The sequence below is a fragment of the Janthinobacterium pasteuri genome (assembly GCF_051380775.1).
Classification (GTDB): Bacteria; Pseudomonadota; Gammaproteobacteria; order Burkholderiales; family Burkholderiaceae_D; genus Janthinobacterium.
Genome location: NZ_JBNYXS010000018.1, coordinates 1 through 21,783 on the forward strand (window position 1 = coordinate 1; position 21,783 = coordinate 21,783).

The following is a 21,783-nucleotide window of genomic DNA, read 5'->3' on the forward strand; positions in this document are numbered from 1 at the left end:
GTTTTCCACTGGGCTGGCTGCATGGAAGACTCCCGTTTGTCTGCTATGTACCGTCAGACAGCAGGGCCCCAGGAAAATTCTCGGAATTCCCCTACTTATCGGGGACAGAGCCAAAAAAAACCGCCCTGTCAGACAGGGCGGCCCGGCACCCCTCAGGGTGCGTTTACTGCAGCGTTTTGATGAATTACTTGGCCGACATCAGCGCAACGGTGGTGTCGAGCATGCGGTTCGAGAAACCCCACTCATTGTCGTACCACGACGATACTTTCACCAAACGGCCCGATACCTTGGTCAGGGTCGAATCGAAGTTCGACGAAGCCGGGTTATGGTTGAAGTCGATCGAGACCAGCGGTTCGGTCTGGTACGTCAGGATGCCTTCCAGCGCGCCTTCCGACGCGGCTTTCATCAGCGCGTTGACTTCTTCCACGGTGGTATCGCGCTTGGCGATGAAGGTCAGGTCGACCAGCGACACGTTGATGGTCGGCACGCGGATGGCAAAGCCGTCCAGCTTGCCATTCAGCTCAGGCAGCACCAGGCCAACGGCGGCAGCAGCGCCCGTCTTGGTCGGGATCATGCTCATGGTGGCCGAACGGGCGCGGCGCAGGTCTTCATGCATCACGTCGGACAGCACCTGGTCGTTGGTGTAGGCGTGCACGGTGGTCATCAGGCCCGTTTCGATGCCGATGGCATCGTTGAGTGGCTTGACCAGCGGTGCCAGGCAGTTGGTGGTGCACGAGGCGTTCGAGATGACGGTATCGGTCGATTTCAATACCGAGTGATTCACGCCGAACACGACGGTTGCATCGACGTCCTTGCCGCCTGGTGCCGAGATGATGACTTTTTTCGCGCCGCCCTTCAGGTGAGCCGAAGCTTTCTCTTTGGTGGTGAAGAAGCCCGTGCATTCCAGGACGACGTCCACGCCCAGCTCGCCCCATGGGATTTCAGCCGGGTTGCGCTGTGCAAACACGCGGATCGGATCGCCATTGACGATCATGTTGTCGCCTTCGACGGTAACCGTGCCAGGGAACTTGCCGTGCGCGGTGTCGTAGCGGGTCAGGTGGGCATTCGATTTGGCATCGCCCAGGTCGTTGATGGCAACGATCTGGATATCCTGTTTCTTGCCGCCTTCGTAGAAAGCGCGCAAGACATTACGGCCGATGCGGCCGTAGCCATTGATTGCAACTTTGATCGTCATACTCTGCTCCTGATTAAAAAAGAAGGTACATGCACGCCCCCGGCGAGCACATCGCCAGGACCGTTAAAAATCAATATTAGCCAGCGATAACGGCTTTCACCTTGGCGACAACATTCTCGACCGTGAAGCCGAAATGCTTGAACAGCACGCCGGCCGGGGCCGATTCGCCGAACGTGTCGATACCGACCACGGCGCCTTCCAGGCCCACGTATTTGTACCAGAAGCTGGTCACGCCCGCTTCGATGGCCACGCGCGGCACGCCTTTCGTCAGCACGCTGGCCTTGTAGGCGGCGTCCTGGCGGTCATACACGTCGGTCGATGGCATCGACACCACGCGCACATTGATGCCTTCCGAGGCCAGCGCGCTGGCGGCGGCCACGGCCAGTTCCACTTCGGAACCGGTGGCGATCAGGATCGCCTTGGCGTCGGCCACGTCGTTCAGCACATAGCCGCCGCGGTAGATGTTCTCGATCTGTTCGGCGCTGCGTTCCTGATATGGCAGGTTCTGGCGCGAGAAGATCAGGGTCGACGGGCCATCCTTGCGGCGCACGGCGGCGCCCCAGGCAGCGGCCGACTCGACGGTGTCGCATGGACGCCAGTTGTCCAGGTTCGGGATCAGACGCATCGACGAGACGTGCTCGACCGATTGGTGCGTCGGGCCATCTTCGCCCAGGCCGATCGAATCGTGGGTGAACACGAAGATCGAACGCAGCTTCATCAGGGCAGCCATGCGCAGCGCATTGCGGCTGTAGTCGGAGAACGTCAGGAACGTGGCGCCGAACGGGATGTAGCCGCCGTGCAGGGTGATGCCGTTCATGATGGCACTCATGCCGAATTCGCGCACGCCGTAGTTGATATGGTTGCCAGGCTGGCCCGAACGCACGGCCACGCACTCTTTCCAGTTGGTCAGGTTCGAACCGGTCAGGTCGGCAGAGCCGCCGAGGAATTCCGGCAGGGACGAGGCCAGTGCCTGGATGGCGTTCTGGCTGGCCTTGCGGGTGGCGATGTTTTCTTTCTTTTCCACGCAGGAAGCGATGGCGGCGCTCAGGGCCGCTTCGAATGCCTGCGGCAACTCGCCCTGCATGCGGCGGGTCAGTTCAGCGGCTTGCTGCGGGAATTCGCGGCCGTAGGCGGCAAAGCGCTCGTTCCAGTCCGCTTCCAGCAGGGCGCCTTGTTTCTTCGCATCCCAGGCGGCGTACACGTCGGCCGGCATCTCGAACGGGGCGGCATCCCAGCCGATGTATTCGCGCACGGCAGCGATTTCCTTGTCGCCCAGCGCGGCGCCGTGGACCTTGTCGCCGCCTTGCAGGTTCGGCGAACCCTTGCCGATGATGGTCTTGCAGCAGATCAAGGTTGGCTTCGATGCGGTCTTGGCGGCGGCGATGGCGGCAGCCACGGCGGCAACGTCATGACCGTCGACAGCGCGGATGACGTTCCAGCCGTACGCTTCGAAGCGGGCCGGGGTGTCGTCCGTGAACCAGCCTTCGACTTTACCGTCGATGGAAATGCCGTTGTCATCGTACAGGGCGATCAGCTTGTTCAAGCCCAGGGTGCCGGCCAGCGCGCACACTTCGTGCGAAATACCTTCCATCAGGCAACCGTCGCCGACGAAGGCGTAGGTGTAGTGATTGACGATGTCGTGGCCAGGCTTGTTGAATTCAGCGGCCAGCAATTGCTCCGACAGGGCCATGCCGACGGCGTTGGCGATGCCCTGGCCCAGCGGGCCGGTGGTCGTTTCCACGCCTGGCGTGACATCGACTTCCGGGTGGCCCGGGGTTTTCGAATGCATCTGGCGGAAGGCCTTGATGTCATCCATCGACAGCTCGTAGCCCGTCAGGTGCAGCAGCGCGTAGTGCAGCATCGAACCGTGGCCGTTCGACAACAGGAAACGGTCGCGGTTTTGCCATTTTGGATTCGCGGGATTGTGGCGATAGTGACCACTCCACAGGGCAACTGCGATCTCGGCCATGCCCATCGGCATGCCTGGATGGCCGGAGTTGGCCTTTTGTACAGCGTCCATTGCCAGTGCGCGGATCGCATTGGCCATTTTGGTAGTCGGGAGCGTAGAGTTCATCGTGTGTGGTCGATCGCGGAGTTTAAATTCGTTTGGAGCGCAGCTGGGCGCAGTCAGAACTGCGTATTTTACCAGACCAACAAGGGGAAAAATCAAACCGCGCGACGCCGCCGCTGCAGGTTGTGCCCCCTGCGCCCGGTAGGGGCGAAAAAAAACCGGGCCAGGCCCGGTTTTTTGCGGCGTCCGCCGCTGCGGAGCGCGCCGTCAATCGGCCCGCCCCGCCCGTCAGCCTGCCCTCAAGTTATTTGAAGGAGTACGATGCCGACATATAGATGTAGCGGCCACGCGGATTGCCGTAGGCGGTGTCGTAGCCGATGTTCGACGATGGATCGAACGCCGGTGCACGATCGAACACGTTGTTCACGCCACCGCGCAGCACCAGGTTTTTGAAGCCGCTGTAGGACAACGAAGCATCGACCAGGGTCGCGCTCGGGATCATCAGGCCGCTCGCATACGTGTCGTAGTAAAGGTTGATCGTCTCCGACGGTGTCCGGTCCACGTGGTAATGCGAGGTGAAGTTGGCGCTCGTCGTCGCCGCCCAAGCACCGCGGTCCCAGTTGACGCCCAGCTTGGCCAGCAGCTTAGGATAGCCGTACTCACCGGCCTCGCAGGCCGTGTTGTTGGGGCAATTGATCGCCGGATCGTCAGGCAGCAGCACGCGGTTGTAGGACAGTGTGTAGGACGCCTCGCCGAACACCTTGAAGCGCCCCATCTCGGCCGTGCGCATCGTGTACGACGCTTCGACATCCAGACCGTCGGTGACAACCTTGCTGCGGTTGATCAGGCCAACCTGCAGCTGCTTCAGGCGACCTACCAACGGACCCAGCGTCGCGCGCTGGGCGGCGGTCAGCGCGTTGTACTTCTCCTGGTCTTCCGCCGTCACGGCGTAGCGCGTGACGGCGTCCTTGTACTGACCATCCTCGCCCGCCAACACGGTTTCGTTGTCAAGATTCTCGACCCGATCGTTCCACTTGATATTCCAGTAGGTTAAACCCAGCGTCAGGTTCTTGATCGGTTCGGCGACCACGCCCAGGTTGAACTGCTTCGATTTTTCGGGCTTCAAATCCTTCGTGCCGGACAGCAGAGACAGCGCCGAACCGCTGCAAGCGGTATCAAAATACGTATCACCCACGATGCAACGCTTCGGATCCTTGGTCGCGACGAAACCGCCGCGGCCTTCGTTAAAGCGCTGCGACAGCGTCGGCGCGCGGAAACCGGTGCTGTAGCTGGTGCGGAACATCAAGGTCGGCAAGGCGGTCCAGCGCAGGCCGAGCTTCGGGTTGGTGGTACCGCCGGCCAACTGGTAGCGGTCATAGCGGACGGCCGCCTGCGCTTCCAGGTTTTTCAGCAGTGGCAGGGCCAACTCGCCGAACACGGCGCCGAGCGACTCGGAGCCGTCGATGCCGCGCAGGGTCGAGTAGATGCCGATCGCGCCATCGCGCCAAGCCTGCGACGGATCGTAGCTGAGCTTCTCGCGCTTATACTCTGCACCGACAGCAACACCGATCTTGCCGCCGGGCAGTTGGCCAAATTCGCTGGAAGCGGTTACCTTAGCAAAGTCCGTAGTGGACTTGGTCTTGGTGTACTGGTCGGCAGTCAGTTCGTTGATGACCTGCTCCGAATTGTGGTTGCCGCCGAAGGGGTTGAACTTGCCCTGCGCCAGGTAACTCTGCAATTTATCGTGCATGAAGGAACCGTACACGCGCGTTTCGCCCTTCTCCTGGCTGTGGCCCAACGACACGGTCCAGTCCCAGTTGGCTGCGCGGCCGGTAGCGCCGCCGACCAGCCAGGTGGTGTCAACATTGGTGCCCGTACCGCCCTCGGCGGCAGGGAAGAGGCGGCGGATGGTGACCGGCACGCCGTAGGTGTTGAAGGGGTTGTCCGCCGCCACACGCAGCACGCCCGAGCGGTCGGCGTTTTGGATCCAGGCTGGCGAGCCTTGGATACGCGTGTCGAAGTGGTTGTAGAACAGATTGGCGAACAGCGACACATCCGGCGTCAAATCCCAGTTCGCCGTGACTGCACCGCCGTAGCGTGTGGACGGGCGCACCAGGTCTATCGACTCGGCGCTGGAATACAGGCAGGCGTTGCGGTTCGGCGCAGGCACCCATTCCGGCGCATCCGGATAGGGCTTGCGGTGGGCTGCGTCGCACTCCGGATCGGGCATGCGCTGCGAACCGCCCAGCGACATGGTGCCGGGATCGCGGCCCTTGGCACCGTATATACCTCCCTGATACAGGCCACCCTTGTGGCCGGTGAAATCGGTGCTGTTCGCCCAATCACGGTCGACGCCGTGGATGGCCTTGGTTTTTTCGTACGAGGCCGAATAGGTCACGTTGAATTTCTGTGCGTCGCGGTCGCCGAAACCTCCGGACACGGACACCTTATGGTTTTGCCCGTCGCCATAGGTGGTCGAACCGGTGCTGGCGTCGAGGGTCAAGCCCTGGTAATCCTTGCGCAGGATGAAGTTGATGACGCCGCCGACGGCATCGGTGCCGTAAATGGCCGAGGCGCCATCCTTGAGCACGTCGATGCGCTCGATGGCCGACAGTGGAATGGCGTTCAGATCGACCGAGGTCTGGCCGCTGTACTCGTCCGAACCGGACGCCGGCAGGCGATAGCCGTTCAACAGGATGAGGGTCGGCAGACCGCGCAGCGAGACGCTGGTGGCGCCGTTGCGGAAGGAACCCGACGTCGCCAACTCACCGCCGTTACCGCCAGCCGAAGTCAGGTTGCGCATCAGGTCCAGCACCGACGTCGCGCCCGAACGGGCGATCGATTCGCGCGTCATCACGGTGATCGGGGAAATACCTTCGGCTTGGATGCGTTTGATACTCGAACCGGTGATTTCGACGCGCTGCACCTTAGGCACCGGCGCATCAATCGCTTCCTGGGCGTGCACGCTCATCGTTGCGACGCCGGCGAACGCAGCCAACGCCAATCTCACCACCTGCACACTCTTTTTTTCGCGAAACATCATAACTTATTCCTTTTCATGATCCCTGATATCACTTGATAAGTGATTAGTTTGTATTTTTATAATCACTTAAATCTCTCATGGCCTTGCGAAAAATTGCAAGGCCCCTCCCGCTACAGCTACCGTGTCATGCTTTTCCAACTAATTTAAGCTGGCCGCAACGCGCCCAGGGTCATAGGCCCAGGCGTTAAAACGTGCGGCGTCTCCCAATAACATACCGAATCACATCACGGACGACATTGCCGGAAACAATTGATGTCGTTCAACACAACTTGTATAGTCATAAAACCACGCCAAAAGCATCACCGTCAATAATGCAATGGTTTATGAGATCAAAAAACAACATTTCATTTTTGTTCAAGTTGTTATCTCCAGGCGATTTCCCGCCCCGGATGCGCCGCACGCAAGCCCAGCGGCAAGAATTTCACCCGGCCGCGCGTGACGGCACTAAAATTGCACCCTCAAGTCGCAGCCGCGTGCGCCCCACCAGCGCGCGGCACGGCACCTCCCATTATTTCTCTCCGCCAGGATGTTGCATGCCGCGTTTTTTCTGTCCCCAGCCACTCGCCATAGGCGCCACTATCGCTCTGCCCGACGCCGTCGCTCACCACATCCAGGTGGTGCGCCTGGTGCCGGGCGACATCATCACCCTGTTCAATGGCGAAGGCGGCGAAGTGCAGGCCAGCCTGGTAACAGTGGCCAAACGCAGCGTGACGGCTGAAGTACAGGCGCACGTGGCGCGCGAAGCGGAACTGCCGTATGCCGTGACCCTGGCGCAGGCGCTGCCGGAAGCGTCGAAAATGGACTGGATCATCGAAAAAGCCATCGAACTGGGCGCGGCCGGCATCGTGCCGCTGGCGGCGCAGCGCTGCGTGGTGCGCCTGTCCAGCGAGCGGGCCGAGAAAAAGCTCGCGCATTGGCAAGGCATCATCGTTTCCGCCTCGGAACAATGCGGACGCAACCGTCTGGCCAGCGTTACATCTGTGCAAGATTTTAATCGCTGGGTCACGGCACCCGCCGAAGACATGCAGCGCGTTTTGCTCAGCCCGCGTGCAGGGCAGTCGCTGGCACAATGGGCCAAGGCCACGCCGCCGCGCGCCACCTGCCTGCTGGTCGGTCCGGAAGGCGGTTATACGGACGCCGAGGAAGAGGCCGCCATCGCCGCTGGTGCCCTGCCCCTGTCCATGGGGCCGCGCGTGTTGCGTACCGAGACAGCCGGCCTGGCAGCGCTGTCTATCCTGGCCGCCATTTGGGGCGGTATCTAATATTTAGGCATGACAAAAACATGCGCATGAAAAAAAGGGCGGGATGACTTCTCAGTCATCCCGCCCTTCGGAAGAAGGCAGCGGCATTGCTGCCGCCTTGTTCACCTTGCCATATTAGAAGGTGTATGCCAGTCCGAGGCTGAAGAAGCGGCCAACAGCGCCCGCTTGATGCATCGATGCGTTGTACGAAGTTTGCACGCCCGCATTGCCGTAGGTACCGACGTCGATAGGCGGAGCCTTGTCGAAGACGTTCAGGATCGTACCTTTCAAGATCAGGTTCGGCGACAGCTTGTACTGCACGTTCAGGTTCGTCACGGTGAACGAAGGTACGTGGCAGTATTGGCTAGGCTGGACAAAACCGGCAAAGTAATTGCGGCCGCCAGTCGAGACACCGGTCTTGGCGCAGTCGTTGGAGTCAACGGATGGATCCAGCGTCGAGAATGAACTGGTGTAGTTCATGCTCGTGGTAATGTCCAGCGGACCACGGCTCCAGTTCAGCGAGAACTGAGCGCGATCTTTCGGATTACCCGTTGCACCGCCCACGCCCGATGGGCCCTGGGTGCCGGCCAGCTGGTAGCTGATGCCATTCACGGTCTGGGTGTAATCGAAGGTATGCGCTGCGCTCAGGTCGGCGCGCAGCGTGCCCAGCTCACCCGGCAGACGGAAACGGTAGTTGATGGCCGCTTCGATACCGCTGGTGGTGGTTTCACCCGCATTGATGTAGCCAGACGTACCATACAGGATCGGACCCACCGGCGACAGTACCGACTTGGTCGTGCCATCGGCTTGCACGGTATCCATCTGAACAGGAGCGCCGCGAACGAAAGCTGGCACGTAGCTAGGATCGCTGGTTGCAGCGCTGACGATCTGGTTGTTCAGCGTGATCTTGTAGTAATCCAGCGTTGCGCCCAGACCAGGGACCGGTGCCAGGACGATACCCAGGTCAAACGACTTGGATTTTTCCGGCGACAGATTCTTGGAAGTTTGCTGGACGAATGCCGGCGTGAAGGCACAGAAGACTGGCACGCTGCCGACTGCGGTTTTGTCGCTTGTTGGGCACAGGACCGGGTCATTGATCGCGTGGTACTGGAAGAACGAACCGGCACTGCCCGACTCGGCCGGGTTTGGCGCGCGGAAGCCGCGTGCGAAGTTACCGCGCATGGCGAACTGCTTCGTCGGCGTCCACTTTATGTTGGCGGACGGGGTGAACGAATTGCCGTAGGTGTCGAAGTGATCATAACGACCGGCCACGCCCAGTTCCACGTTCTTGATCGGCGTTGCTTGCAGCTCGGCGAAGACAGCGGTGTTGGTTTCCGAACCGAACACGAAAGCCGAGGTGCTGGCGACCTGGCCGTTGGCGGTCAGCGGGGATGGCGGTGCATTCCACTCACGCTTGTGATAGTGCAAACCAGCTGCCAGTACCAGGGGACCGGCGCCCAGTTGCATCATTTCGCGGCTGGCCGTCGCGTCCAGGTAGTTCAGCTTCGAATCGTTCGTATTCGAGAAGGTAGGCGACACGGCAGCGAGCTGCTGTGGAGTGTTACCACCAAGAACGTTAAACGTGCCAGCCTTCAGCGCATTGTACAAAGCATTGCGGTCGACGTAACCGCTATAGTCGATGGCGACCTTGGACTCGGTCACGCCGCCAGCGGCGCGAACATCCCAGCCGTAAGCAGTGCCGCTCAGGTCCACCGCGAAACGGGTAGCTGTGGCCGTATTGTCCGAAGTCTGGGCAGGCGCCGCGCCCGGGATGTAGCCGTACAGGCGGGCAGTGCCAGGCAAGGTATTGGTAAGGCCTGCGCCGACGGCAGCGCCAGGAGCGAACGTGGTAGCGCTAATGGCACCAACGGCAGGACGCAAGGTGCCATCCGGGCTCAGGGCGTTGTTGCCGGTGAAGCTGGCGGTCGAGAAGACCGGCGGCACGCCACGGTTGTTACTGCTATCACGCTTGAAGTAAGAGCCTTTGAGGCCCAGTTCCCAATCGCCGCCCAGTTTCTTGGTGACGCCAACGAGAACGTTGATGTTATCGACTTGTGGCTGGATGAAGGACGAATTGTCGGTCACCGCGCACTGACCTGCGCGGTACTTGGCGAAATTGCAGTTCGAATCGAGGAACGCGAAGTTGGCTGCATTGCTGGCACCGCCTGCACCGCTCGGGTTATACAGGAAAGGCGAGCTAGCCTGCGTCAGGAAGCTGTTCAGCGCGGTTGGCACACCCAGCGTCAGGTCGTTACCGCCACGGCCACGCCAGTCGCGGTTGGCCCAATCGTTGTTGGCGCGGTCAGCCACCTTGATGGCGCCCTGGTGGCGCCACTCGGCGGTAGCGAAGATGTTGTAGCCATCGGTATCAAGATCACCGAAACCGGTGCTCAGGGACGCGCGCTGGGTTGCGCCACCGCCATGCTGTGTCTTACCGCCTTCAGCAGCGAAACGGGTGCCCTGGAAGCTTTTTTTCAATTTGATGTTGACCACGCCGGCCACGGCATCCGAACCGTACAGCGACGAAGCGCCGGCCTTCAGGATCTCGATGCTCTCGATAGCGTCGAGTGGAATGTTCGAGACATCGACGAAGGAGCGTTGCGAGTCATCGCCCAAGGCGTATGGTGCCACGCGATGGCCGTCGAGCAACACCAGGGTCGCGCCCACGGTCAGGCCGCGCAGCGAAATACCAGAAGCGCCATTCGCGAAGGCGCCGCTGAAACCGGTGCCCAGGGTACCGGCGCCGTTAGAGGCCAGGTCGCTCAGCAGTTCAGCGATCGATGTTTTACCGCTGCGCTGGATGTCCTGCGCAGTTACCACTTGTACTGGCGTGGCGGTTTCGGTATCGGTGCGGCTGATCATCGAACCAGTCACAATGACCCGTTGCACAGACTCACTGGCGACTGCTTGTTGAGCCATTGCCGGGGCAATGGCGGCGACGGAGAATGCACCGCTTGCAATCACTTGCAAGATGGCAACTGGCATAGGCTTGATACGTAACTTCATGTAAAAAACTCCTTCTGGGCATGTGCCTGAATTTTTTTAAGGAAACCCCTGGGTAAAGGTTTTCCTGATAAATGTGTCCACACGTTACAAATGTGATGCAGCCGTTACATGGAACCATATGGCATGGAACGATGTCAATTTATTAGGCGACGGCAATAACTTTAAAACAACAGGATAATTTTTATAAATATGTTTTGCGCCATAACTTATTCGGAAATAGTGCGAAAACCATCCAAGATAGTGCGCAGTTGCCCTTTTTTGGTGCATTAATATTTATCTTGCAATGCAGCAAAAATATTGTGCTTATTAATTAAAACACTGTTACAAACTTGTACCAAATCACGCTTTTTTAGCTACCTTACTATTCGCGAAATAGACTGTATTCCCCTGTCCAATTACGATTGTGCAAATGCAGCATATGGAAATTTGGCGAGGTCCGTATGCGGCGCCCTGACGGCGCCGACTTCGGCCCTGATGAAATGTTGTTTTTTAGTCGCATCCACATGGCGATACGCAGCCGATGGGCTCTGCAGCCAGCGTCAGCACGAGGTTTCCCACGCCTATCCGCTTCCCGGCGGGGGCGCCACAGGCAATACATTGCCCGCTGGAAGGAGTAAAATGCCGCCTTCCGCCGCGCCATGCGCCGGCTGCCCGCTCTCCGCTAGATACGGAGCCCTGCACTTTTCGGATACACATCATGCTGCGACTCAACGAAGTAAAACTCCCCCTCGAACACGACGATGCAGCCCTGCCCGCCGCCATCCTGGCGCGCCTCGGCATTGCCGCGGATGAGCTGCTCGGCTATACCGTCTTCAAGCGCAGCTACGACGCGCGCAAGCGCAGCGCCGTGGTGTTGATTTACTCGCTGCATGTGGACGTCAAGAATGAAGCGGCCGTGCTGGCGCGCCTGGGCCACGATATCCACTTGATGCCCGCGCCCGACACCGACTATAAATTCGTCGCCGGTGGCGAACAGCTGGCCGGCCACACGAATGAACCGCGCCCCATCGTCATCGGCACGGGGCCATGCGGCCTGTTCGTGGCGCTGATCCTGGCGCAGATGGGCTTGCGCCCCCTCATCCTGGAACGGGGCAAGCAAGTGCGCGAACGCACGGTCGACACCTTCGGTTTCTGGCGCAAGCGCGAACTGAACCCGGAATCGAACGTGCAGTTCGGCGAAGGCGGCGCCGGCACTTTCTCGGATGGCAAGCTGTACAGCCAGATCAAGGATCCCAAGCACTACGGCCGCAAGGTCTTGACGGAATTCGTCAAGGCCGGCGCGCCCGAGGAAATCATGTATGTGAGCAAACCGCACATCGGCACTTTCCGCCTGGTCAAGATGGTGGAAGAAATGCGCGCGAATATCGAACAGCTGGGCGGCGAATACCGTTTCAGCAGCAAAGTGGTCGATCTCGACATCGTGCCGGGCGCCGACGGTGGCCAGGTGCGCGGCGTGGTGCTGGAGAATGGCGAAACCATCGCCAGCAACCACGTCGTGCTGGCCATCGGCCACAGCGCACGCGACACCTTCGAGATGCTGCACCGCCGCGGCGTGTACATCGAAGCCAAGCCATTCTCGATCGGTTTCCGCGTGGAACACCCGCAATCCTTGATCGACAGCTGCCGCTTCGGCCCCAGCGCCGGCCACCCGATTCTGGGTGCGGCCGACTACAAGCTGGTGCACCATGCCAGCAATGGCCGTTCCGTCTACAGCTTCTGCATGTGCCCGGGCGGCACGGTGGTGGCGGCCGCCTCCGAACCGGGCCGCCTGGTGACGAACGGCATGAGCCAGTACTCGCGTAACGAGCGCAACGCCAACAGTGCCATCGTGGTCGGCATCACGCCAGCCGACTATCCGGGCGACCCGCTGGCCGGCATCGCCCTGCAGCGCGAACTGGAAGAGCGCGCGTTCGCCCTGGGCGGCGGCAACTACGATGCCCCGGGCCAATTGGTGGGCGACTTCGTGGCCGGTCGCGCCTCGACGGAATTTGGCAGCGTGGTGCCCTCGTACAAGCCCGCCGTGCACCTGACGGACCTGGCGCCATCGCTGCCCGAGTACGCGATCACGGCCCTGCGTGAAGCATTTCCGGCGTTCAACAAGCAGATCAAGGGCTATTACAAGGCCGACGCCGTGCTGACGGGCGTGGAAACGCGCACCTCGTCGCCGATCCGCATCAAGCGCCGCGACGACGACCTGCAAAGTTTGAACACGCGGGGATTGTTCCCGGCCGGCGAAGGCGCCGGCTATGCGGGCGGTATCCTGTCGGCAGCCGTGGACGGCATCAAGGTGGCCGAAGCGGTGGCGCTATCGATGGCGGCGCGCGGCTAAGCCACTCTGTCCACGCCTTGCCGCGGGACGAAAAAAAACCGGCACATGTGCCGGTTTTTTCTGCATACGCTTTTTAAAACTTGTACGAAGCATTCAGGTAACCGGTACGGCCGCGCGGATCGTAGTAGCGGTCGTCATAGCCATATTGCTGGCCACGGTTTGCCCCCCCCGTCGATGGCACGAACGGAGGACTCTTATCGGTCAGGTTCAGCACGCCGGCGGTAAGGACCCAGCTTTTGCTCGGTGTCCACACCGTCTGCCAGTCGAGAGTCGAATAGAAGCCCGCCTGCATGCGGATCTTTTCCTGGCCCGTCACGGCGCCCGAAGCGTCAAGCACATCGACCGACGTTTCCTTGTCCTTGTAGCCGGACAGGAAGTTGACCGTCAGAGAATTGGCCCAATTACCGGTTTTCAGGGTATTCGTCCACTGACCACGCGTGCGGAAGGTGACGGAACCAAGTTCGTCAAAGTTGCCCAGCGCTGAGTAATACTGGCCGTTGCGTTCCAGCTGCACATCTTCGCGCAACATCTGCGTCGCATTCAACTGCGAAGTGAACAAGCCGATGCCGGAGCGATAACGAGCACTGACATCAATATCGACGCCGGTGGCAAACGATTTACCCAGGTTCTGGTTATCTGCCAGGAAGGCCAGGTAGGTCGTGCCCGTGCCCACGTCCTTGTTGACGCTCCAGGCTTTCGGGAAGTTGGCAGGGTTGGCGAACACCAACTGCTCAGTCAACTGACCGAAAGAATCGCGAATCTGCACATGCCACAGATCGGCGCCCAAGGTAATGGCGCTGATCGGTTCATAGCGGAAACCTATGGTCGCCTGTTTCGATTTCTCAGGCTGCAAGTTGCGGTTGCCGCTAGCCAGCTGATCGTACTGACGATTGCCAGGCTGACATTTTGCATTGAGGCGCGTGGCTATCGCCTGCAGGGCCGGCGTACACGTGTACTTGTCGCTGGTGACGCCATAGCCGCGCTCCAGGGCGTTGACCTGTGGCACCGTTGGCGCATGGAAACCATTGCCGACGGAACCGCGAATCAGCAAGGTGGGCGCCGGCGTCCACTTGAAGCTGGCCTTGGCAGTGGTGGCGCCGCCGAAGTCCGAGAAATCATCGAAGCGCAAGGCCGCGCCCAGTTCCAGTTCCTTCAGCACCGGCGCGATGATTTCGCTGAACACGCCCTTCGAGGTGCGGCTGGCGCTGTACGGCTGGCTGCTGGACGCGTCGCCGAAACGCTGGTCGCATTTCAGGCCCGTCGTGCCGCCGCACAAGGTGCCTTTCACGGGGTCGGCCAGGATGCCCTGCGCAAACGGACTTGGCTTGGCAGAGAATTCTTCGCGGTTGATGTTCGCGCCCACGCCGAGCATCATGGCACCGCCGGGCAGCCGCCGTATTTCGGTCGAGCCATTCAGGTTAATCGTTTGCAGGCGCGAAGTGCCGCCATCCCAGTAGCCGGAAAAGGTAGCCGCCTTGATCGCTTCCTGTGCCGCAGCGGACTGCTTGCCCGGGCCTACGAAGGGATCGAGCAAACCGCTCGCCGCGAGATTCTTGACGGCAATCGCGCCAGGATAGCCGGTAATACTGCCTTTTACGTTGCTTTCCGAGAAATTGTAGGATGCGCTGTAGTCCCAGCCGGCGGCGATACCGCGCGTGCCCACCACCACACTGGCAAAGTCGGCCGTATCTTTCGAGGTACGCTGGCCCATGTCGAACAGCCTGTAAAAAGCCGTGCTATCGCCAGTGATGCCGATTGGCAGCAGATACTTGTTATGCAACGGCGTACCCGCATCGACGGAAATCGCGCCGGGCACGGGAGCGATACGCGAGGTTTGTTTGGTGCGCGACAACAGCACATCCGCAAACACCTCGTGGCCGGCAACCTTGAACGTGCCCGACGCCATGAAGTTGTCGCGTTTTCGCTCCGGATAGATTTCCAGATCCTTGGTGAAGTCATAGCCGCAGTAATCATCGACCAGGCCGCTGCCATCGTTATAGGGCTCGATCACGCGGAAGGTCTTGGTGGGGCAAGAGCCGTTAGTCTTCTGGTAAGGGCTGACCAGTTGGCCATTGTCATCGGTGGCGTTGGCCGGAATCGGGCTGGCCGAAAATTGCTGCTTCTGATAGCGTTTGCCGTTGGCCGAAAATTGCACCTTGCCCGTGCTGGCAAACTTGCGGTCGACCGAAGCGAGCTTATCACGCTCGTCGTGGCCAAAGGTCAGCACAACGTTATAGCCATCTTCCTCCAGGTTACCAAAGCCCTTGGTCGCGCTGATACGTTTCTCACGCGCACCGTTTTTTGGTGCGGAGTAGCCGATGCTCACGTCGCCCATTGTCGTATCGTGCTTGGTAATGAAGTTGACCACGCCGGCAATGGCGTCGGCGCCGTACAGGGCGGATGCACCATCGGTCAGCAATTCCACACGTTCGATTGCCGAGATGGGGATCGAATTCAAGTCGAAACCGGCAGCAAAGCCAGTCAAAGTCTGGCCGCCGAACTGGGCCAGGCGCTTGCCGTTCAACAAGACGAGCGTGCGTGTCTCACCCACGTTGTGCACGGAAATGCCGGCGAAGCCGAAGGTACTACCGCCAACCGAGGAACTTTCGCTGGTGGCGCCCTGGGCAGAAGAGAGCTTCTTGACCAAATCGGTGACCGAGGTGGCGCCTGAGGTGCGGATGGCTTCGGCGGTCAGGACCGTAACCGGCAAGGCACCCTCGGCGGCGATACGTTTAATCGACGAGCCGGTGACTTCCACGCGCTGCATCTGCGCATCTTGAGCCATCGCGGAGTGAGAGGCAACGGACAAGGCCGCAGCCATGCCACCAGCGCAAACAACGCGAACGGCACGGGAGATGACGGTTTCTTTAAGCATGACAAACCCTTTTCATTTTTTCATTATGTAGGCAAAAAAGCTGCTGTCGGGGCTGCAAGCACTCCCCTAAAGGCACTCCTCGTGAGGCGCGCGTTTGACACAACGCCAGCCTCGCCCCCCCCGGCGTCAAGGAAGGCGTAGCACGATGTCGGCATAACAGCCGATGCCAGCCAACTAAAAGTTAGCTAGACAACTACATATAATCACGGGGGTATTCTTTATGTCAACAAAACTCACGACGCGTATGGCATACATGCAACATTGTGAAAATGAAAATCTGGATGCGCATTCCACCAACGATGGCACAACAGCAGGTCAGATCAGTGGCCTAGCGGCAGCCTGATCTGTATATGGCAGCCGGGCGTGCGATCGACGGCGCTGACCTGGCCGCCCAGTTGCTGCACGATGGTGTAGACGATGTGCATGCCCAGGCCGGAGCCGCCCTGGCCCCGCTTGGTGGTGAAAAATGGTTCAAACATATGTTCGCGCACGGCCGGCGCCAGGCCCACGCCATCGTCGGAAAACTCCAGCAGCAGCCAGCGCAAGGCCGCCTCATCCTCGTCCGCCTCGATGCGCGCGCGTATCGTGATGCGTCCTGGCCCGCCCTGCGGATAGCCGTGACGGGCGCTGTTCATCAACAGGTTAGAGAGGATTTGCGACAGTTTTCCAGCCGCCAGGCGCACCTGGCAATCGGGCGCGATATCGAGTTCCACGCCTAGCGCCGCCTTGCGCAGCTCCGGGCTGTGCGCCGACACCAGGCCGTGCACATAGTCGTGCAGCGCCAGGTCGGCCACGTATTCGCTGACCTGGTCCACGGCCAGTTGCTTGAAATTGCCGATCAGGTCGGCGGCGCGCGCCAGGTTGCGCTCGATCAGGGCCGCCGCGCCCTTCAGGGATTCGGCAATGTCGATCAGTTCGGTGCGGCTGACTTTGGCGCCGCCCAGCAACTGCACCAGCTGATCGGCATAACTGCCCATGCTCGACGCGGCCGTCAGCGCCACGCCGATGGGCGTGTTGACTTCATGCGACACACCGGCCACCAGCGAACCGAGGGCCGCCATCTGTTCCTGCTCGATCAGGTTGGCCTGCGCCGCCAGCAGCGATTCGGTGCGCACGCGCACGATTTCTTCCAGCTGCTGGGTGCGCTCCTGGTGCTGCAGCTCGGCCGCGCCGCGGGCCGAGAAGATCGACAGCAACAGCAAGGCCAGCAAGCGCTTGTTTTCATCGATGGGACGCGTGTCGATGGCCGACAGGATGCCCAGGGTCTTGCCTTCGGTATCGATCAGCGGCATGCCGACATAGCTTTCCGCATGCATGTCGACCAGCAGGCTATCGAATGGAAAGCGACGCTGGATATCGCTGCCATGAAAACACATGCTCTGGCAGGTCACGTCCTGGCAAGGCGTGTGCTGCAGGCTGTATTCAATATTCGGCTGGTAGCCATCGCCGCCCCACAGGGCCAGCGTGCGGATGCCTTCACTGCCATCGTCCATGTGCACCAGCCGCCCGGCGATCACGTAGTGCACGTCGAGCGCTTCGGCCAGGTCCTTGACGAGGATGCGCAGGAAGTCGTCGCCTCGGGCGTGCGCCGTCGAGGCCGTAATCGAGCGCAGGGCCGCTTCCGCCAGGGTGCGCCGCTGCTCGGGATCGAACAGGGGCTCTTGCGAATTCACATCAAACAACGGAATACTCATGAATGCTCCTGCGCAGCACTGGAAGCGCCAGCCAACCTGCCGGCGTGGCAACCCTCAGCCATGGCCCGCCCGAGCGGACCTGCCGCGATTGTACCCCTGGCTATTGTTTAATAATACAGATGTACAGGATTTTTTTATAGCCAGCCGGAGCGCTTGAACAGGTAATACATATAACCGCAGACACAGCTCATCAGTCCCACGGCCACGGGATAGCCGTATTGCCAGTCCAGCTCCGGCATGAACTTGAAGTTCATGCCCCACACGCCGGCGAACGCCGTGAACACGGCGAAAATAGCCGCCCAGGCTGCCAACTGCTTGTTCACTTCGCTCTCATCGATGGCCACCATCGACAAATTCACCTGGATGGCCGTGCTGATGGTGTCGCGGATGGTATCGAGCGTGCCATTGATGCGCGCCAGATGATCGTGCACGTCGCGGAAATACTCCTGGGTATCGTGGCACAGCGGCGGCACGCGCCCGCCGTGCAGCTTGCCCACCGCTTCCATCAGGGGTGCCACCACGTGGCGCAAGACCATGACCTTGCGTTTCAATTGATACAGCCGTTCGATATTGTCGCGTTCGGTGCCACGGTCGAAGATACGGTCCTCGATCAATTCCAGCTCCGATTCCAGCGCGTCGAGCACGGGGAAGTAGCGGTCGACGACGGCATCCATCAGCGCGTACAGCACGAAGGCCGAGCCCTGGCGCAGCAAGTGCGGTTCGCGCTCGGCGCGCGCGCGCACACCGAGAAAACCTTGCGAGCTGTTGCTGCGCGACGAGAGCACATAATTGGCGCCGACAAAAATGTCGACTTCGCCCATGACCAGTTCGTTTTCGACCATTTCCACGGTTTTTACCACGGCAAACAAGGAATCGCCATATTCCTCGATCTTCGGACGCTGGTGGCCCCGCTGCGCATCCTCGACGGCCAGTTCGTGCAAGCAAAACTCGTGCTGCATCTGTTTCAGCTCAGCCGGCGTGGCATCAAGCAGGGCCACCCAGACGAAACAGTCAGGGCGCTCGACGTAATCGCTGATATCGTCAATCGGCAAGTCGGCCAGTTTTTTGCCATCCTGGTAGGCCACGCAGTTAATCAGCATACAGTTCCACAATGAAAGTTAAGACCGGACAAAACAGTCCGGCAGGCGCCAGCTTACCTTATCGCCTGCCATTGTTGTGGGTGTTGTGGCGTGCAAGGGACGCCGGGAGGGAAAGCGGACGGAGCGGGGCCCCGTCCGGAAGATAGATCAATCGTCCTTGGCGCCGTCGATGCCCAGTTCGGATATCTTGCGAGTGATGGTGTTGCGGCCGATGCCCAGGCGCACGGCGGCGTCGTTCTTGCGCCCGTGCGTATGCTTGAGCGCCGTCTTGATCAGGGCCGACTCGAATTGCCGCCCCAGCACGGCCATGACTTCCTGCTGTCCCGCACCCAGCATGCCGGCCGCCTGCAATTCCAGCAAGCCGATCCAGCCCGGCGGCGCGCCGTTGGCGGGCGCGGCCGCTTCGAAGACCTGGCCGCCATTCGCTGGCGCCACGTCAGCAGACGCTGGCGCGGCAGCCCCATCGCCCTGCCCTTGCGTCAATTCCAGCGGCAAGTCCTTGATTTCCACCGTCTGGCCTGGCGCCATCACGGTGATCCAGTTGCACAGGTTTTCCAGCTGGCGCACATTGCCGGGCAAATCGAGGCTGCTGAGAAACTGCATCGTCGGTTCGCTCATGCGCTTCGCTTCCACCCCCAGCTGGCGCGCGCTTTGCACCAGGAAGTGGCGCACCAGGATGGGGATATCCTCGCGCCGCTCCCTCAAACTGGGCAGGCGCAGCCGGATTACGTTCAGGCGGTGATACAAGTCTTCTCGGAACAAGCCGTCGCGCACGCGCTGCTCGAGGTTCTGGTGCGTGGCCGTAATGACGCGCACATTCGCCTTCATGGGCTGATGCCCGCCGACGCGATAGAAATGGCCGTCGGACAACACGCGCAGCAAGCGCGTCTGCAGGTCGAACGGCATGTCGCCGATTTCATCGAGAAACAGGGTCCCGTTCTCGGCCTGCTCGAAGCGGCCCCGGCGCGTTGTCTGCGCGCCCGTAAACGCCCCGCGTTCATGACCGAACAATTCCGATTCCAGCAAATCCTTGGGGATCGCCGCCGTGTTCAGGGCAATGAAGGGCTGCGCCGCGCGCGGACTGTGCTTGTGCAGCGCGCGCGCCACGAGTTCCTTGCCGGAACCGGATTCGCCCGTGATGAGCACCGTCACATTCGATTGCGACAGGCGGCCGATGGCGCGGAAGACTTCCTGCATGGCTGGCGCCTGGCCAAGGATTTCCGGCGTTTCCGAGGGGCCCGATTCGACGCTGGTCTCGCGCAAGCTTTCTTCCAGCGCACGGCGGATCAGCTCGACAGCCTTGTCGATGTCGAAAGGCTTGGCCAGGTATTCGAAGGCGCCGCCCTGGAAAGATGCGACGGCCGAATCAAGGTCGGAAAAGGCGGTAATAATAATCACCGGCAAGCCAGGAAAGCGCGACTTGACCGTCTGCAACAATTCCAGGCCGGACGCGCCCGGCATGCGGATATCGGACACGAGCACTTGCGGCGTGTCAAATTCCAGTGCGGCGATGGCGTCGCGCGCATTGGCAAAACTCTTGGTGGCGAGATTTTCCCGCGCCAGGGCTTTTTCCAGCACCCAGCGGATTGATTCGTCGTCGTCAACTATCCAGATTGGCTTCATTAGTGTGTGCGTCCCGCAATGGATTTCATGGGTGGGATACTTCCTCGCTTATGGCAAGGGTAGAACGATCCTGAAATCGGTGTATCCAGGCCGGCTTTCGCACTCGATCACGCCCAGGTGCTGTTGCACGAAGGTTTGCGCCAAGGTCAGTCCCAGCCCGCTGCCGCCTTCCCTGCCCGACACCAGCGGGTAGAAAATCCGGTCGCGGATCTGGGGTGCGATGCCCGGTCCATTGTCAATGATATGCAAGTCTAATGCCAGGCCGTAACGGACCTTGGCCAGGGTCACCTGGCGCGCCACGCGCGTCTTGAAAATCAGCTCCGCATCGCCCGCCTCGATGCGCTCGGCCAGGGCTTGCGCCGCGTTATGCGCGATGTTGAGCACGGTTTGTATCAATTGTTCCTTGTCGCCACGAAACTCGGGGATCGAAGCATCGTAATCGCGCGAAATGGTCAGGCCGCTGGGAAACTCGGCCAGGATCAGGCTGCGCACGCGCTCGCATACTTCATGGATATTCACGTCACCCACGATATGCGGGCGGCGGTGCGGCGCCAGCAGACGGTCGACCAGCGTCTGCAGGCGGTCCGCTTCCTTGATGATGACTTGCGTGTATTCACGCAGCTCGCTCAGGTGCAGGGCTGGCAATTCCAGCTCCAGCAACTGGGCCGCGCCGCGGATGCCGCCCAGCGGGTTCTTGATTTCATGCGCCAGGTTGCGGATCAGCTCCTTGTTGACCTGGCTCTGGTCGAGGATGCGCTCCTCACGGTCGAGTTTTAACTGCTGCACGTTTTCGCGCAGTTCGATCAGCACGCTATCGCGCGGCGCATCGAGCGCGCTGACGATGCTGTGCACGCGCAGCGGTTCGCGCCCCAGGCGCTCCAGGCTCAGGTCCTGGCGCAAGTCGGAAAACTGATGTTCGAGCGCCTGCGCGCAGATGCCGGCCAGCTCCTCGGGATTCAAGAACAGCGCCGTCAGCTTTTGCCGCGACAGGGCTTTCAGCGAGCTTTCCAGCAGGTTTTCCGCCGCCGCATTGGCATAGCTGATGCGGCCGTCGCCATCGAGCAGGATCACGGCCGAGGCCAGCAAATCAAGGCCGGCCAGGTGGGCGGGACGACTGGAATGGTTGTCTATTGTCATGGTCTCGTCATCGGATATTGGCGATCTCGCGTTTCAGGGCTTCGACGTTCTGCTGGGTCCGGTTGATATTCTCTTTCAACTGCGCCGCTCTTTCCTGATACTTGGCATAGTTACGCTCGTTGCCCTGGCGTTCAGGTTGTCCGGCGTTAAACTCCAGGCGCTGTGCCGCCAGTTTCTGCTCTTCGCTGCGCAATTCGTCCTGCAGGATCTGGCGCCGGTCCAGGTCGCGCGCCCGTTGCTCGGCGCCATCGACCTTGGGAAACGCGCCGGCGGCAGGCGCCGCCGTGGCCACCGCCTGCGTGGCGGGCCGGGCAGGCGCGCCGGCCAGCGGCGCCGTCTTGCGTGGCGGCGCCGTCATGGCGCCGGGCAAATCGAGCAGCTGGCAATGCGCGCCGGCGCGCTTGTCCGTGTATGTCTTGTGTCCTTGCGCATCGGCGCACACATACAGCTGCCCGTGCGCCTGTGCCGCCGCGCCCAGCAATCCTGCCATCAGCGCCATTCTGTAATGCTTGGTCAATCTTCACTCCTG

At 60.7% G+C, this 21,783-nt stretch carries 12 protein-coding genes; 2 read left to right on the forward strand and 10 right to left on the reverse strand.

Annotated elements, in window-relative coordinates; all coding sequences use genetic code 11:
* Window positions 1-184 precede the first annotated feature (184 nt).
* The 3 genes from gap to ACQ4WN_RS17830 all read right to left on the reverse strand — a co-directional run bounded on the left by gap (window position 185) and on the right by ACQ4WN_RS17830 (window position 6,249).
* Window positions 185-1,195: a type I glyceraldehyde-3-phosphate dehydrogenase gene (gene gap, locus ACQ4WN_RS17820; protein WP_096234037.1), complete on the reverse strand. Its 1,011-nt coding sequence runs from the start codon at window positions 1,193-1,195 to the stop codon at window positions 185-187.
* A gap of 76 nt (window positions 1,196-1,271) precedes the next feature.
* Entirely contained in the window at window positions 1,272-3,269 is a 1,998-nt protein-coding gene (tkt, locus tag ACQ4WN_RS17825; RefSeq protein WP_436552755.1) for a transketolase, read from the reverse strand.
* Window positions 3,270-3,510: 241 nt separating this feature from the next.
* A complete protein-coding gene (locus ACQ4WN_RS17830; protein WP_436552756.1) occupies window positions 3,511-6,249 on the reverse strand; it encodes a TonB-dependent receptor in 2,739 nt (912 codons plus the stop codon).
* A 533-nt stretch (window positions 6,250-6,782) separates the two neighbouring features.
* Between ACQ4WN_RS17830 and ACQ4WN_RS17835 the strand changes: the two genes are divergently transcribed.
* Window positions 6,783-7,511: a 16S rRNA (uracil(1498)-N(3))-methyltransferase gene (locus ACQ4WN_RS17835; RefSeq protein ID WP_436552757.1), complete on the forward strand. Its 729-nt coding sequence runs from the start codon at window positions 6,783-6,785 to the stop codon at window positions 7,509-7,511.
* A 114-nt stretch (window positions 7,512-7,625) separates the two neighbouring features.
* Here the strand turns inward: ACQ4WN_RS17835 and ACQ4WN_RS17840 are convergent, their stop codons facing one another.
* Window positions 7,626-10,352 (reverse strand): TonB-dependent receptor, encoded by a 2,727-nt coding sequence (locus tag ACQ4WN_RS17840; RefSeq protein WP_436552758.1) that lies wholly within the window; start codon window positions 10,350-10,352, stop codon window positions 7,626-7,628.
* A gap of 841 nt (window positions 10,353-11,193) precedes the next feature.
* Here ACQ4WN_RS17840 and ACQ4WN_RS17845 point away from each other — a divergent pair.
* Window positions 11,194-12,825 carry an NAD(P)/FAD-dependent oxidoreductase gene (locus ACQ4WN_RS17845; RefSeq protein WP_436552759.1) on the forward strand — a complete coding sequence of 544 codons (1,632 nt, stop codon included), beginning with the start codon at window positions 11,194-11,196 and terminating at the stop codon, window positions 12,823-12,825.
* A 73-nt stretch (window positions 12,826-12,898) separates the two neighbouring features.
* On the opposite strand, the gene ACQ4WN_RS17850 is transcribed toward ACQ4WN_RS17845, so the two are convergent.
* The 6 genes from ACQ4WN_RS17850 to ACQ4WN_RS17875 all read right to left on the reverse strand — a co-directional run bounded on the left by ACQ4WN_RS17850 (window position 12,899) and on the right by ACQ4WN_RS17875 (window position 21,771).
* Entirely contained in the window at window positions 12,899-15,592 is a 2,694-nt protein-coding gene (locus ACQ4WN_RS17850) for a TonB-dependent receptor plug domain-containing protein (protein WP_436552760.1), read from the reverse strand.
* A 428-nt stretch (window positions 15,593-16,020) separates the two neighbouring features.
* Window positions 16,021-17,394, reverse strand: coding sequence for an ATP-binding protein (locus ACQ4WN_RS17855; RefSeq protein WP_436552761.1), 1,374 nt, complete (start codon window positions 17,392-17,394; stop codon window positions 16,021-16,023).
* A gap of 134 nt (window positions 17,395-17,528) precedes the next feature.
* On the reverse strand, window positions 17,529-18,494 hold the full coding sequence (corA, locus tag ACQ4WN_RS17860; RefSeq protein ID WP_101484056.1) for a magnesium/cobalt transporter CorA: 966 nt from the start codon (window positions 18,492-18,494) through the stop codon (window positions 17,529-17,531).
* A gap of 147 nt (window positions 18,495-18,641) precedes the next feature.
* Entirely contained in the window at window positions 18,642-20,117 is a 1,476-nt protein-coding gene (ntrC, locus tag ACQ4WN_RS17865) for a nitrogen regulation protein NR(I) (protein ID WP_436552762.1), read from the reverse strand.
* Window positions 20,118-20,165: 48 nt separating this feature from the next.
* The gene (gene glnL / locus ACQ4WN_RS17870) at window positions 20,166-21,254 is read right to left on the reverse strand and encodes a nitrogen regulation protein NR(II) (RefSeq protein ID WP_436552763.1); all 1,089 of its coding nucleotides are present in this window, start codon (window positions 21,252-21,254) and stop codon (window positions 20,166-20,168) included.
* A 7-nt stretch (window positions 21,255-21,261) separates the two neighbouring features.
* The gene (locus tag ACQ4WN_RS17875) at window positions 21,262-21,771 is read right to left on the reverse strand and encodes a DUF4124 domain-containing protein (protein ID WP_436552764.1); all 510 of its coding nucleotides are present in this window, start codon (window positions 21,769-21,771) and stop codon (window positions 21,262-21,264) included.
* Window positions 21,772-21,783: the final 12 nt, after the last annotated feature.